The sequence below is a fragment of the Staphylococcus sp. ACRSN genome, from assembly GCF_022346615.1.
Lineage (GTDB): Bacteria > Bacillota > Bacilli > Staphylococcales > Staphylococcaceae > Staphylococcus.
In genome coordinates, this window is record NZ_JAKRNS010000023.1 from 1 (window position 1) to 13,293 (window position 13,293).

A 13,293-nucleotide genomic window follows, 5' to 3' on the forward strand; every position below is an offset into this window, starting at 1 on the left:
ATACTGGGTATATTTATGACTAATTATATTCTTGTTAAACATTCCGTTAATTAAACTTTTAATTTGATTATCACTAACTTCTATATCAATATCATTCAAAATTTCTTCTAATTTAACTAAAGATTCATCATCAAAAAAAACTCTTTTATTAGTACTTAATGTTGATGTTTTATCTAAATTAGTCTTACTTATTCCAAATTTAAACACATCCCTTTCTAAGCCCTTTTCCTCAATCATTTGCTTAGCATATATTAAAGCATTTGGATGTAAAAAATCATCAGCATCTAGGAAAACTAAAAATTCTCCTGTTGCATTTTCGATCCCACTATTTTTATACATTGAAATATTGTCTTGTTCATTCATTTCTATTGTTTTAATATTCAGCTCACTTTGGCTAACTATTTTACTTATATATTCTGAATAATTATGAACAAGAATAATTTCATAGTCGTTATACGTTTGTTCATTGATACTTTCTAAACACCTATCAATATATTTTTCATTTCCTTTTGTATTTTTATAAGTAATTATAATTGAGAAATTCATATTTCCCACCACTTTCTTTATATTAAATTCGACTTTATTACTCTTCTCCTGAATATACGGATAAGACAATATCTTTATTCGCAGATATATATAAACCTTCATTCGTAATGAATCTAGGCGTTTTTTTAGAACTTTTATCAGTTCCTATAATTTCAATAATTTGCCCTTTAGATATCGGGTGTAGTTTTTCTTTAAAATCAATGTCCTTATAAACATTAGTATTTTTTATTGTAACGATACGTTTAGGTGCTGATTGATAATATCTTTTACCTTTAGATTTCCCTATCTTTTCAGAAGGTTTTGAAACAATAAATTCTGTCTTAGTATTTTGCTTATTTAATTTACTATTATCACTAGTATTTGGATAACTTACGTAAACTAATGATGACTCAAAGTTATTAAAACGAATAATGATATTAAAATTATTATCGTCTAAATTTAAATGTTCCTTTTTGATATATATATAGCCATTATCGTATGTGAATTCTATATTTTTAGAGATACGTTCATCATTTATTTTGACTAATTCAACGGAATTAATAACTGAACTTGCTTCTTTAAATATCTCAATTACTTCGAATAAATGATCATTAATCATTCTCGTTCCATTATAGATACCAATACATTTTACTTTTAACTCTGGTAAATTATTAAATTTATCCGGGTATTTATAGCGAACAACACCGTCTTTTATATATTTATGTGAACTTGCCTTGTATAACATAAACTTAATATACTCTTCAAAATTTTCTCTGTTATGATGGTATGTAAGATAGACATTTCGATATCTTGCATTATCTAATAATTGTTCGATTTCATAGCCTGCATTTTTAATCATATTTTCTACTTTATCAAACAGTTCATAATAAAATGATTTATTATTAGAATTTAAAAATTCTTTTTTAATAAAGAATCGTGATATAAAATCCATCTCTATGATGCGACACAAAATTTGTTCTTTTGCATATTTAGGTAAATCCATTTGGATTAATTCCCTTAGTACTTCAAAATTATAATTTGCTTTTTCAACATCGTCTGTCTCTTTTACTAATGATATATTATCGGTATATCTATTCACATGATAAACATGCTCTGTGGTCATCGAAGCACTATTAGATTTACTCATCAACTCAGAATAAAACAACTTATCTTCCGCATACTTCAAATTTTTAAATTTAATATTATTATCAATTACTGTTGAACGTTTAAAAACTTTTCCCCATGGCCCAATTGCTCTAAATATTTTATAAAGTTCATAAGGAACGAGTCCATTATCTATTTTATATGAAGCAAAATTTGCCACTTTCACAATTTTATTATTTCTATGTTTAAAACATTGACCAAACCCAAAATCAGAATCGTTTGCATCCATTTGATGTACTAACTTAGGAAACCCATCTGTATCCAACCAATCATCTGCATCTAATACAGTTACATACTTCCCTTTAGCTTCTTGAATACCAACGTTTCTAGGATCAGCTGGTCCGCCTGAATTCTCTGATAATTGTATGGATCGTATAAAATCATACTTGTCTTCATATTGTTTTAAAATCTCATATGAATTATCTGTTGAAACATCATCAACAAATATTGCTTCTATTTCTGATTTATCAATTTTTAAATCTATCAATGATTGAATACATTTATCAAGAAAATTTTGTTTATTATATACTGATACAATAATTGAAATTAACTTCTCTATTTAAATCGCCACCCATATATTCTTGTTTAAAAACTATGCTAACTAATTATATACCAACAACAAACCATTGTTCAAAATTTTTTTTATATATTTTTTTGTTGCTCTTTATTCCGACTTATTAACATCATTACTTTTTTCATTATATGCTGATGATGTTCCAACTATATCTGTATACTACTTTTCTTTTTCAGCAGTTTTATTATAGCTAATACCTTGATTTTCAAATTTAATTTTATAATGTTCATACACCTGTCATTTCACTTTATATATGAGAATGTGGTCCTAGTATAAAAATCAGGACACCTTTTCGCAGAGTCTTGAATCAAATATAATGAGACTAAGGGAGGTGTCTAATAGCCGGTTAAGTGTTCCGATTTGGGACACCCCCCAACCAAAATTAAGTTTTGATGCTATGACCATAGTTGGAAATTTGAATAAAAATAATGCAAAAAAACTATCTGAATTTATGAGCCTTGAACCACAAATTAGACTTTGGGATATACTACAAACAAAATTTAAAGCTAAAGCTCTACAAGAAAAAGTATATATTGAATATGACAAAGTGAAAGCAGATACGTGGGATAGACGTAATATGCGTGTTGAATTTAATCCGAATAAACTTACACATGAAGAAATGCTTTGGTTAAAACAAAATATTATCGACTACATGGAAGATGACGGTTTTACAAGATTAGACTTAGCTTTTGATTTTGAAGATGATTTGAGTGATTATTATGCAATGACTGATAAATCAGTTAAAAAAACTATTTTTTATGGTCGTAACGGAACACCAGAAACGAAATATTTCGGTGTTCGTGACAGTGATAGATTTATTAGGATTTATAATAAAAAACAAGAACGTAAGGATAATGCAGATATTGAAATTATTTCAGAACATTTATGGCGTGTAGAAATTGAATTAAAAAGAGATATGGTTGATTACTGGAATGATTGTTTTAATGATTTACACATTTTGAAACCAGACTATTCGACAATAGACAAAGCTCCAGACAGACATACAATTATGGCTTTGCTATTTGATGAGAGTGAATGGGGGAAATTAGAACGCAAGAAGAAATATAGAATGAAAAAATTAATGACTGAAATTTCTCCAATTGATTTAACGGACTTAATGAAATTGACTTTAAAAGAGAACGAAAAACAATTGCAAAAGCAGATTGTTTTTTGGCAGCACGACTTTAATTTTTGGAAATAGTTAAATCATATTAGTTCTGTATTATGATAATATTTATTTTTGAAAGAAAATATTTAAAAAGGGGAATTTTAGATGAATGTGAAAAAGTTTTTTATATTAGTAGTAACTTCCTTTTTATTACTTACCTTAACTGCTTGTGGTAACTCTGGAGCAACGTCAAAAAAGGAGACTTCGAATAAAAAGCAAGAACTACCTGCAATACCTAAAAAGGTGTTTTCATCGGATAAAAGTAATAAAAAAATTAGTGAGAAAGAAATTAGAAGTAGTATCTCAGAATATTTAAATACATATCATGCTTTATTTGAGAATATAGAACATTTAAGTAGTAAAGATAAATTGAATAAGAGTGAGTTGAAAAAATTAAATAATCTAACTGAAATGAATAATAGGAATGATAATAATTTTTCTAATTTTATAAAAAATTATGACTTACCAGAGGGATATAAAGAAGGTTCCCTTAAAACTAAAGATTATGTAACATCTTCTAATCAGTATCTAAAAAAAATAAATAATCAAGTTCAAAAAATAAATAAAAATTCTGATTCAGATAATTTATCAACAAAAGATATAGCTAAAATAGATAAAATTAATAAACAATATAAAAAAGAAGTAAATGGTAAGAAACAAAAAGAAGTGGAGAAATTCTTGAAAGATAAAAATATTACAACTAAGGCGTTTAAATAAATCATTTTTTAGAAGTAATTGATTTTAGAATTTGGAAGTTATATAAATTTTATACATGCAAGTGATCATAAAATTTATGAACGTATAGCAACCACCATTTTTGGTTGCTGGTTTTTTGATTTTGAATTTGGTTTTGAACTATGAGTGGCTAGCATTTTGCCACTCATTTTTTGCGTTAGCAAAAACATAAAGGGTATGGGAATATTCCCATCAAGCCGGTATATTCAGAACGAAGTGGCTAGAATATACGACGCTTGCCAAACCACATTATGACTTGAAAGTTTGTTGATTATCCTATAATCTACAAATATAGAAAGTCATATATTTCGAAGAAACGTGGTGGGATTTAATGAGTGAACATGATAATAATTTGGCTAGCGATTTGTCTGTTGGGGAAAACCGAAAACCCAACCGCAAAGAGCCAAAACAAATTAGTTTCAGAGTGAGCGAATCCGAATATGAAAAGTTAAGGTCATCTGCCGAAACTTTGAATATGAGTGTGCCGAATTTTGTTAAGAAAAAGGCACATGGGAGTCGATTGGTAGCGCCCAAATTTGATAAAGAGACGCGACAATCGATTGCCAAAGATTTAAGTAAGTTGGGTGCGAATGTGAATCAGATTGCTAAATACTGCAATCAACATCAACATGAAAATCCAGATTATGATGCTTTGGATAGAAATATCAATGCAGTACGTGAAAGGCTTGATGAAATATGGCAACAACTAAATTAGGTAATACCAAATCGGCAAGTCGAGCAATCAATTACGCAGAGAAACGTGCAGAAGAAAAAAGTGGTTTAAATTGTGATGTTGATTATGCAAAATCAGCTTTTAAACAAACAAGAAACTTGTACGGTAAGGATACTGGTATACAAGCTCATACAGTGATTCAATCTTTTAAGCCTGGCGAAGTAACACCTAAACAATGTAATCAACTCGGCTTAGAACTTGCAGAAAAAATAGCACCTAATCATCAAGTAGCTGTTTATACGCATACAGATAAAGGCCATTATCATAATCATATTGTGATTAATTCAGTTGATCTAGAAACTGGAAAGAAATATCAAAGTAATAAAAAACAACGTGATTTAGTCAAAAAAGAAAATGACAATGTCTGTCGTGAACATGGTTTGAGTGTGACAGAACGTGGCACTGCCAAAATGAGATACACGCAAGCAGAAAAAGGCATTGTGTTTGATAGAGAAGAATATTCTTGGAAAGATGAATTACGTGAATTAATTGAAAATGCAAAAACACATACAAGCAATTTAGAGACGTTTTCAGAGCATTTAGAAGAAAAAGGGGTAGAAGTTAAGCTTCGTGGCGAAACAATCTCATATAAGCCTGAAAACGCAAATAAATGGGTGCGTGGAAGAACGCTAGGTTCAGATTATGAAAAAGGGGCGATTGACTATGAGCATGAAAGACATCAAGAACAACAAAGAGAATCCGAATATGCAGACGGATTCAAGGTCAACTGGGACGCAGTCGAGCAACACACAGAGCAACTTAAACAACGAAGAATTGAACGAACTCAAGAGACAAAACAAGTTAATCGTAAAATATCTAGCAGAGATACAAGAGAATCAGAAAACGAGAGAGAAAGAACAAGAAGCAATCACATCAAAATTGAAAGAGACGACGAAGGACTTTCGAGATAATAGCATAAAAACACATAATGATTTCGTAAGATTACTTCAAGATAATTTAAAAAAAGTAAATACAGAAGATATTCAAGCAGAATTACGACAAGATATTCGTAAAGTTCAAGATGAAAACGAAGAAATGTTACGTAAAGTGAGAGCATCACATGAACACTATCAAAAAAGGCAGAAACAGTTATTTACAGGTATTGGGGCTATGTTATTAGTCTTTATGCTATTTGCTTTAATTATGACCATAGGCAGTGATTTTATGAGTTTCTTGCATGTAGATGTATTACAGAAAGCCATAGCGAGCAAAATAAGAGCGTCTGAGGGCTTTATGACATTTGTTTGGTATATTGCTTATGGTTTACCTTATATATTTGCTATAGGACTATTTATTGGCTTGTATGAATGGATTAGAGCAAGGTTTCACGATTAAAAAGTAATGTGATAAAGTTTTTAAAAAAGGAGGTAATATTTTTATGTGGTTACGTTTTTCTGTGCAATTACTTCTGTCTATTTTGATGTTTGTTTTTATATATCAGCAAATAAATCAAAGTCATTTAGATTTTTGGTTTATTATTTATTTCTTATTTATGGCTGTGGTTTTATTTTGGAAACCTTCAGAAAACAAAAAATAGACCACGCATTTATGCCGAGAAAATTTATTGTGCGTTGAGAAGAACCCTTAACTAAACTTGCAGACGAATGTCGGCATAGCGTGAGCTATTAAGCCGACCATTCGACAAGTTTTGGGATTGTTAAGGGTTCCGAGGCTCAACGTCAATAAAGCAATTGGAATAAAGCAGCGAAAGGAGTTGAAGAAAATGAGTGAGAAAACTAAGAAAAGTATTCGTATAGGATTATCATTTGCACAAGTGGTAGTACAATCATTAATAGTTTATTACGCTTATAAGCAATATAAATTAACTAAAGAAATGTAATTTTGATTATGTAATAAGTTTTGGTACTAAAAAAGACTTGATCTGATTAGACCAAGCCTTTTGATAGTGTTATATTAATAAACAAATAAAAAGAAGTCGCTCACTCCCCGTCCAAAGTTTGTGAATGCGACTTACCTAAATAAAATATAAAGAGTTATGTTTTATTAATTTTTGTATATCTAGATATTAAACGATATAAGTTTATTCTTCAAGATATATATTTGGGTGAGCGACTTCTTAAAGTAAATTAAGGAGTCGATTTTTTATGAGTAAAAATAATCACGCAAATCATTCAAATCACTTAGAAAATCACGATTTAGATAATTTTTCTAAAACCGGCTACTCTAATAGCCGGTTAAACCGACATAAAATGTCACCACTTATTCCAAAATTAAGTTTTGATGCTATGACAATTGTTGGAAATCTCAGTCGTGACAATGCTCTTGGCTCTTATTTTTGTTGTATATCAATGGTAATGAATGAGTGTAGCGATTGAGTATGAGAAGTTTTTGATATTACTTTTTTGAAAAAGTAATAGGTTAGATTTTTAAAATAAATATAAATTCGTTCAGAATTTATTCGTTTTTGAAGTGGTTTTGAAATGGGAGGAAATTGTCTTGAACTTTATATAATCTTTTTAAAAACTTTTTAAACCCTTTTTAGGTACCATTTGAGTCTTACTGCGAGAAAGAGTTCCAGACATTAAAGGCATGCTTTTGCCACATTAAAGGCATGCTTTTGCCACATTAAAGGCATGCTTTTGCCACATTAAAGGCATGCTTTTGCCACAAATATGGCATATATTTTTATTTAACATGCCTTTAGTTTAATGTTACTATTATTACAACATTTTAAAGCATAAAAAAATAGCACTAAAGGAATTGTCTTAGGAAACCCTTTCTTTAGTACTATAATACATAATATGTAGGAGTGATTATAACATGTCTGGAGAGACTGTTGTATATAGAAATGAAATGAATCTAATCCCATTAAGAAAATTCACGAGTGTAGAAATTAATTTATTTTTTGCTATGTGTAATAAATTAAAAGAACAAGATACAAACACTTTAACTTTATCTTTTGATGAATTAAAAGAATTAAGTAATTATAGCCCAGAAACTAGAAATATAAATCGTTTTGTTGATGATTTACAGAGAGTATACGATAAAATGCTAGAAATCAGATATACAATTCGTACAGAAACAAAAATTAAAAAATTCGTACTTTTTCATAGATATGAAATTGACCTGACTGAGAAATACTTAGAAATCGCTACTTCACCAGATTTAAAGCATATATTAAATGAAATTACTTCAGATTTTACAAAGTTTGAACTACAGGAAATGACTCATTTAAAATCAACATATGCTAAAAATATGTTTAGAATAATAAAACAATACAAACATACAGGTTATTTAAAAATGAGTATTGAAGATTTTAGAGAGCGTTTGGATGTTCCTAATTCCTATCGTATGACAAATATAAACCAATACGTATTATCTCCTATAATCAAAGAACTCGGTTTTATATTTAAAGATCTTACGATTAATAAAATCAAAGCTAAGAAAAGCCGTAAAATTGAGTGGCTAGAATTTACTTTTGAACCTGAGAAACGCATTTATTCAAAGCGACAACCTAAAATGGCGAATATAGGTAAGAAGACACAAAATATAAATCGTGAGATGACGCCAAAATGGTTAGAACAGAAAAAATATGAACCCATCAAACCCAAAACAACTGAATTCACAGAAGAACAACGACAAGCATTTTTAGAGAAAATGAATATAAATAAAAAACTATAAGGCGAACAAATAAAGTAGGAAGTGTTATTTGATGAAAACGGTAAAAGAAGTTTCTGAAAGATTAAATGTTTCTAAACAAACCATTCACTATCACTTAAAAAATTTACCACCAAATTTAAAAGTTAAAAAAACAGGCAATAAATCGTTAATAGATGATAGTATAATAGCTTATTTAGAATCTATTTTGAATAAAAAGCCGACAAACAAATCGTCAAGCTTTGACGAAAATTCGACAAAAGAATCGACAAACAAAAAAGATTCTGCAAATACAAGTCATGACAGTTATATTGATAAATATATCACACACTTAGAATCAGAAATTCGACAAAAGAATCGACAAATTGATGATTTAACAATTGCCTTAAAACAAGAACAATCTTTGAACTTAAATAGCCAAAATATATTAAGTCATAATGACCCTATAGAAACAGATAATATGAATAAAAAAGAAGATGTTTTTGTCTCAGAAACGCCTAAGGAAAATGAACAAAAGCAGCCTTTTTTTTCAAGGTTATTCAGAGGAAAATAATATAACGAATTGAAAAAGCTCAAAACATTTATTTAAATATTTAAATAACTATGGAGGTCGAAATAAGATTGAATCCTGAGAATTTAAAACATCTTTTATCTATTAAAAAAATGGAGATAAAAGACTCTTATTATATTTATTTTTTATTTAGAGATACGGAAATTGTATATATTGGATATTCGAAAAATATAGACTCTGCCATTGCAAAGCATTATAAAAATGATAATATGAAATTTGATTCTCATGCTGAAATAAAAATAAAAGACAAAGAAATTGATGAACTGTTTGATCGCGTAGCTTTAAACATATTAGTTTATAACCCTATTTATAATTCTGGAATCCCTAGTTCTTGCAAATATTTTAAGAGCTTAGATCAAATAAAAAAGAAATTTCGAAAAAACAAAACTGAGTTAAAGAAGCATGTTAAAGAAAATAATTTGAAGTATGTTGGCGTTATAAATGGGATAAGCTATTTTGACATACGTGAATTTTACACGTTTAATTATATAAAGAATTATTAATATTAATACGGTCTTTGTTAATTTCAAATTTCATAAATATACATGACAATTAATTATGAAAGAGAATGAAAACGTGTTAAATCAACAATGTATAAAACGTGTATAAACGACCACAAACGATAAAAGCCCGAAACACTGTTAAATCAGTGTTTCGGGCTTTATGTTTAGTTAACATAATAAAGAGTTATAGGTAGTTAAATTGTATAGATTATACAATTTTAAGTAATATTTCTTTCTCCTATAAGCACTGAATAATCAACTATTAATGAATTTTTCTAACTACCGAAATATTATCAAACATTTCTTTCTTTTTATGAATTTTATTGTAAAAGAGCCTTTTACCAAGAAAATTTGCTATTTTTCCAGAATAAACTTTATTCTTATAACGAATTTCATATTTTTCTAATCTTCTCATAATTTATCCCTTCTTCCATGACTTTAAAAAAGACACTAATAGTATAATTTAATTAAAAGGTAGTATATAATAAGTTTAACAATTTTTATATCTAAAGGAGAAATAAAATGGAAAATGAAACTAATTATGATTTTGAACAAGAACATAGTGGTGAAGAAAGTAAAGCATTGCAAGCTATTGAAACAGCAATTAAATTACCTTTTGTAAAAGTAGATAGAGATGAATTTTTAGTAAAAGCTTTTTCTAAAAATAAAAAAGACATACGTAAATTAATAGAGGAAGGCCCAACAGCTTTATATTCAAAAAAAGAATTAGATAAAATAGCAGATAGAACAATTAATTCAGCTGTTCTTAAATCTACAAGTATATCGTTTGCATCTGGTTTGCCAGGTGGGTTAGCAATGGGAGCTACTATACCTGCAGATATGGCACAATTCTACGGATTTGCATTAAAATTAGCTCAAGAAATTTCATATATATACGGACATAATGATTTGTTTGATGATAATAATGAATTAACAGAAGAATCTAAAAATGAATTAATTATATTTTTAGGTGTAATGTTAGGTGTAACTGCAGCTGGTTCTACAATCAGAATTCTATCTAAACATGCTTCTAAACAAGCTTTAACATCTATACCCAAAAAAACATTAACTAAGACTATATATTATCCTATTCTAAAGAAAGTATTAAAAACTTTTGGCGTAAAACTTACTAAAGATACTTTTGCTAAAGGTTTTTCAAAAGCAATACCTATTGTAGGTGGCGCTGTTTCTGGGGGGTTAAATTATGCTTCTTTAAAACCAATGGCTAAGAAATTGAAAAATGAATTTAGTCTTACTATTAACTATACAGAAAAAGATTTGAGAAAAGATTTAGAAATAATAGAAGGACAAGGATTTAAAATTTCAGAAGAAGTCGACAATAGTCTTTAAATTAAAAAAGTGTTGTTTTAAAATTAATAAGAGTATTCAAATACTGCACAAACAGTATCTGAATACTCTTATTCTGCTTAACATAATTAACTATTATAGGTAGTTGTTTTGTATAATATATACAATTTTTTATCTTCCTACTATGTGTCCCTGTATAGGAGATGACAAGTTAGAAAAATTTATTTTCAAAGACTCGCTATTATTAAAAATTGATGGGACATTCATTATTTGAAAGTGGATATGTGATTCATAAGAATTTCCTGAATTACCACACTTTCCTAAAATAGTATTAGCATCAACTTTTTCACCTGGTTTTACATAAATTGAATTTTGTTTAAAATGAAAATTTAAACTATACTCATGAATAATATCTTTACGGGATTTTCCGTTTTTGAACAATTGAACCATTTGAAGTTTGAATTCAGGACTGAAAGTGACAGTTAGCTATCGAAGAAAAATTTTAATCGATAGATTTATTGTTCATCTTCTACAGCATAAAACTCATGTATTGAGTTTATTTCTCTATTTTTATAATAAACTACTCCCAAAATTACTAAAATTGTAATTAAAAATCTTTTCACAATAAATCCTCCTATTTTATAACTCTGTTAACAATTCTTTGTGTAGCATTACCATCTTCTAAATAACAATACTTTTGATAGAAGGCTTCATATTTTTCTTTATAATTTTCCATTGTTAAATCTATATGCTTAATGGAATCTATAAGTTCATCGTTTGTTCTTAATAACGGACCTGGCAAGTCATTATGTACATCTATATAGAACCCTCTTAACATGCTTTGATACTTCTCTATATCATAAGTGAAGAATAAAATTGGTTTTCTTAAGTTAGCAAAATCAAAGAAAACAGATGAATAATCTGTAATTAAAATATCACTAGAAATATATAAATCATTAATATCGTTATATTTTGAAAAATCAAATGCAAAATCTTCAAATCCAGTTAAATCCATATTATCGGAAATAAAATAATGCATTCTCAAAGCAATGACATATTCTTCTCCAAATTCTTCACGCATTCTCTCAAGATCCATTTGTAATTTAAATTTATAATTACCAGCTGAATGAAATTCATCATCTCTCCAAGTAGGTGCATAAAGAATTACTTTTTTAGAAGTTGGTAGATTTAATTTTTCTTTTATTTGATGTTTATAATCAGCAGAATAATTGTGTAATATATCATTTCTTGGATATCCATAAGTCAGTATATTTTCTTTTGGATACATAAATGCACTTTCAAATACTTCCTCACTATATTTATTTGCAGCAATTAAGTAGTCCCAATTTCTAGACTGATTATAAAAATCTTTTTTATAATTTTTATTTGCAGAAGTGACATTTTCCATATCAAATACTAATCGCTTCAAAGGTGTTCCATGCCAAGTAGATAAAATTGTTTGTTCCACCTTTTTATATAACCATTTAGGTTGCCTCATATTTAAAATGAAATATTTAGAAATAGTGACGTAGTAGAAATATTGCCAGCTAAATCGCTTTATAATCTTTACATTTTCATTCTTAAATTCCTTTTCATTTTCAACAATGTTCTTGTCGTTGAGAATCCATATATGATTCCATTTGTCTTTATCATTTTCTAAAAGATAATTAAATATTGCTTTAGGACTATCAGAATAATTTCTTCCTAAAAAACTTTCATACAAAATTGTATTTTCTTTAATTGGGAGCTTTGTAAAAACGTTCTTCTGAATTTTTTTCTGTCTAAACCTTTGATTTTTTGGCTTCATAAATTGATAAGTTTTATAACCTAAAACTCTTGATTTACTTAGAATAAATGCTTTTTTTAGATTTCCTTTTTTAATAGCATTTATTTCAAATGAGTGTCGTGTGCTCAATTTAATTTCATTAGATGGATAATTTAATATTTGATTCAACAATCGATAAATTTCATGTATTTCATTACTAAAATTTAAAAACAATTCGCTTTTAACAATTTTATATAAATAATATCTTATAGCCTCTATTTTTACTTTTTTTGCTATTTGAGTATTATTACACTTAAGTAATCCATCATTCAACGACCTAACCCTTTGTAACAACCTATCTTCATGTTTTTCTTGAGTTAATGAAGGTACATTTATAGGATCATTATGGACAAATTTATAATATAGTTTCGTGTTGGTTTGTATTATATATGGCGTTTTATTATAAAGTTCTATTAAAAATGGAATATCATTATAAAGTAGGTTATCATTATCAAAATAGATATTATTTTCAATTAAAAAAGATTTACGAATTATAAAACTATGTAATTTAAATTGATAATTTAAATTTTTAAAATAATTTTTTCGACCATACTGGGTATATTTATGAC

General features: G+C 27.9%; 14 protein-coding genes and 1 pseudogene. 10 read left to right on the forward strand and 5 right to left on the reverse strand.

The genetic code is table 11. The annotated features are described in order from the left end of the window. Both MHZ36_RS14100 and MHZ36_RS14405 read right to left on the reverse strand, forming a co-directional pair. The coding region (locus MHZ36_RS14100; protein WP_239232301.1) for a glycosyltransferase family 2 protein at positions 1-546 on the reverse strand (546 nt) is incomplete at its 3' end. A gap of 37 nt (positions 547-583) precedes the next feature. Continuing rightward, complete coding sequence (locus MHZ36_RS14405; RefSeq protein WP_343237216.1) at positions 584-2,248, reverse strand: glycosyltransferase; 1,665 nt, start codon at positions 2,246-2,248, stop codon at positions 584-586. 331 nt (positions 2,249-2,579) lie between these two features. Between MHZ36_RS14405 and MHZ36_RS14110 the strand changes: the two genes are divergently transcribed. The 9 genes and pseudogenes from MHZ36_RS14110 to MHZ36_RS14150 all read left to right on the forward strand — a co-directional run bounded on the left by MHZ36_RS14110 (position 2,580) and on the right by MHZ36_RS14150 (position 9,591). Then, entirely contained in the window at positions 2,580-3,464 is an 885-nt protein-coding gene (locus tag MHZ36_RS14110; protein ID WP_239232303.1) for a replication initiation factor domain-containing protein, read from the forward strand. Positions 3,465-3,536: 72 nt separating this feature from the next. Beyond that, positions 3,537-4,148 (forward strand): NDxxF motif lipoprotein, encoded by a 612-nt coding sequence (locus MHZ36_RS14115; protein WP_239232304.1) that lies wholly within the window; start codon positions 3,537-3,539, stop codon positions 4,146-4,148. Positions 4,149-4,497: 349 nt separating this feature from the next. Further along, positions 4,498-4,881, forward strand: a complete 384-nt coding sequence (locus tag MHZ36_RS14120; protein WP_239232305.1) for a plasmid mobilization protein — start codon at positions 4,498-4,500, stop codon at positions 4,879-4,881. Further along, the gene (locus tag MHZ36_RS14125; protein WP_107524489.1) at positions 4,863-5,810 is read left to right on the forward strand and encodes a relaxase/mobilization nuclease domain-containing protein; all 948 of its coding nucleotides are present in this window, start codon (positions 4,863-4,865) and stop codon (positions 5,808-5,810) included. The genes MHZ36_RS14120 and MHZ36_RS14125 overlap by 19 nt, the downstream gene beginning before the upstream one ends. After that, positions 5,779-6,234, forward strand: coding sequence for a DUF334 domain-containing protein (locus MHZ36_RS14130; RefSeq protein WP_054193767.1), 456 nt, complete (start codon positions 5,779-5,781; stop codon positions 6,232-6,234). The genes MHZ36_RS14125 and MHZ36_RS14130 overlap by 32 nt, the downstream gene beginning before the upstream one ends. 770 nt (positions 6,235-7,004) lie before the next feature. Continuing rightward, positions 7,005-7,181, forward strand: a pseudogene (locus tag MHZ36_RS14135) (replication initiation factor domain-containing protein); the annotation flags it as partial. A gap of 499 nt (positions 7,182-7,680) precedes the next feature. After that, positions 7,681-8,541, forward strand: a complete 861-nt coding sequence (locus MHZ36_RS14140) for a replication initiation protein (RefSeq protein WP_239232306.1) — start codon at positions 7,681-7,683, stop codon at positions 8,539-8,541. Positions 8,542-8,572: 31 nt separating this feature from the next. Next, the gene (locus MHZ36_RS14145; protein ID WP_239232312.1) at positions 8,573-9,070 is read left to right on the forward strand and encodes a replication-associated family protein; all 498 of its coding nucleotides are present in this window, start codon (positions 8,573-8,575) and stop codon (positions 9,068-9,070) included. A 68-nt stretch (positions 9,071-9,138) separates the two neighbouring features. Continuing rightward, on the forward strand, positions 9,139-9,591 hold the full coding sequence (locus tag MHZ36_RS14150; protein ID WP_239232307.1) for a hypothetical protein: 453 nt from the start codon (positions 9,139-9,141) through the stop codon (positions 9,589-9,591). 262 nt (positions 9,592-9,853) lie between these two features. Here MHZ36_RS14150 and MHZ36_RS14155 read toward each other — a convergent pair whose 3' ends face one another. Continuing rightward, positions 9,854-10,006, reverse strand: coding sequence for a hypothetical protein (locus MHZ36_RS14155; protein WP_239232308.1), 153 nt, complete (start codon positions 10,004-10,006; stop codon positions 9,854-9,856). A 107-nt stretch (positions 10,007-10,113) separates the two neighbouring features. Here MHZ36_RS14155 and MHZ36_RS14160 point away from each other — a divergent pair, with 107 nt between their 5' ends. Beyond that, positions 10,114-10,941: an EcsC family protein gene (locus MHZ36_RS14160; RefSeq protein ID WP_239232309.1), complete on the forward strand. Its 828-nt coding sequence runs from the start codon at positions 10,114-10,116 to the stop codon at positions 10,939-10,941. A 129-nt stretch (positions 10,942-11,070) separates the two neighbouring features. Here the strand turns inward: MHZ36_RS14160 and MHZ36_RS14445 are convergent, their stop codons facing one another. Beyond that, complete coding sequence (locus tag MHZ36_RS14445; protein WP_204171943.1) at positions 11,071-11,349, reverse strand: M23 family metallopeptidase; 279 nt, start codon at positions 11,347-11,349, stop codon at positions 11,071-11,073. A 184-nt stretch (positions 11,350-11,533) separates the two neighbouring features. Continuing rightward, positions 11,534-13,293 (reverse strand): CDP-glycerol glycerophosphotransferase family protein (locus MHZ36_RS14165; RefSeq protein WP_239232310.1); only part of this gene is annotated, 1,760 nt, incomplete at its 5' end.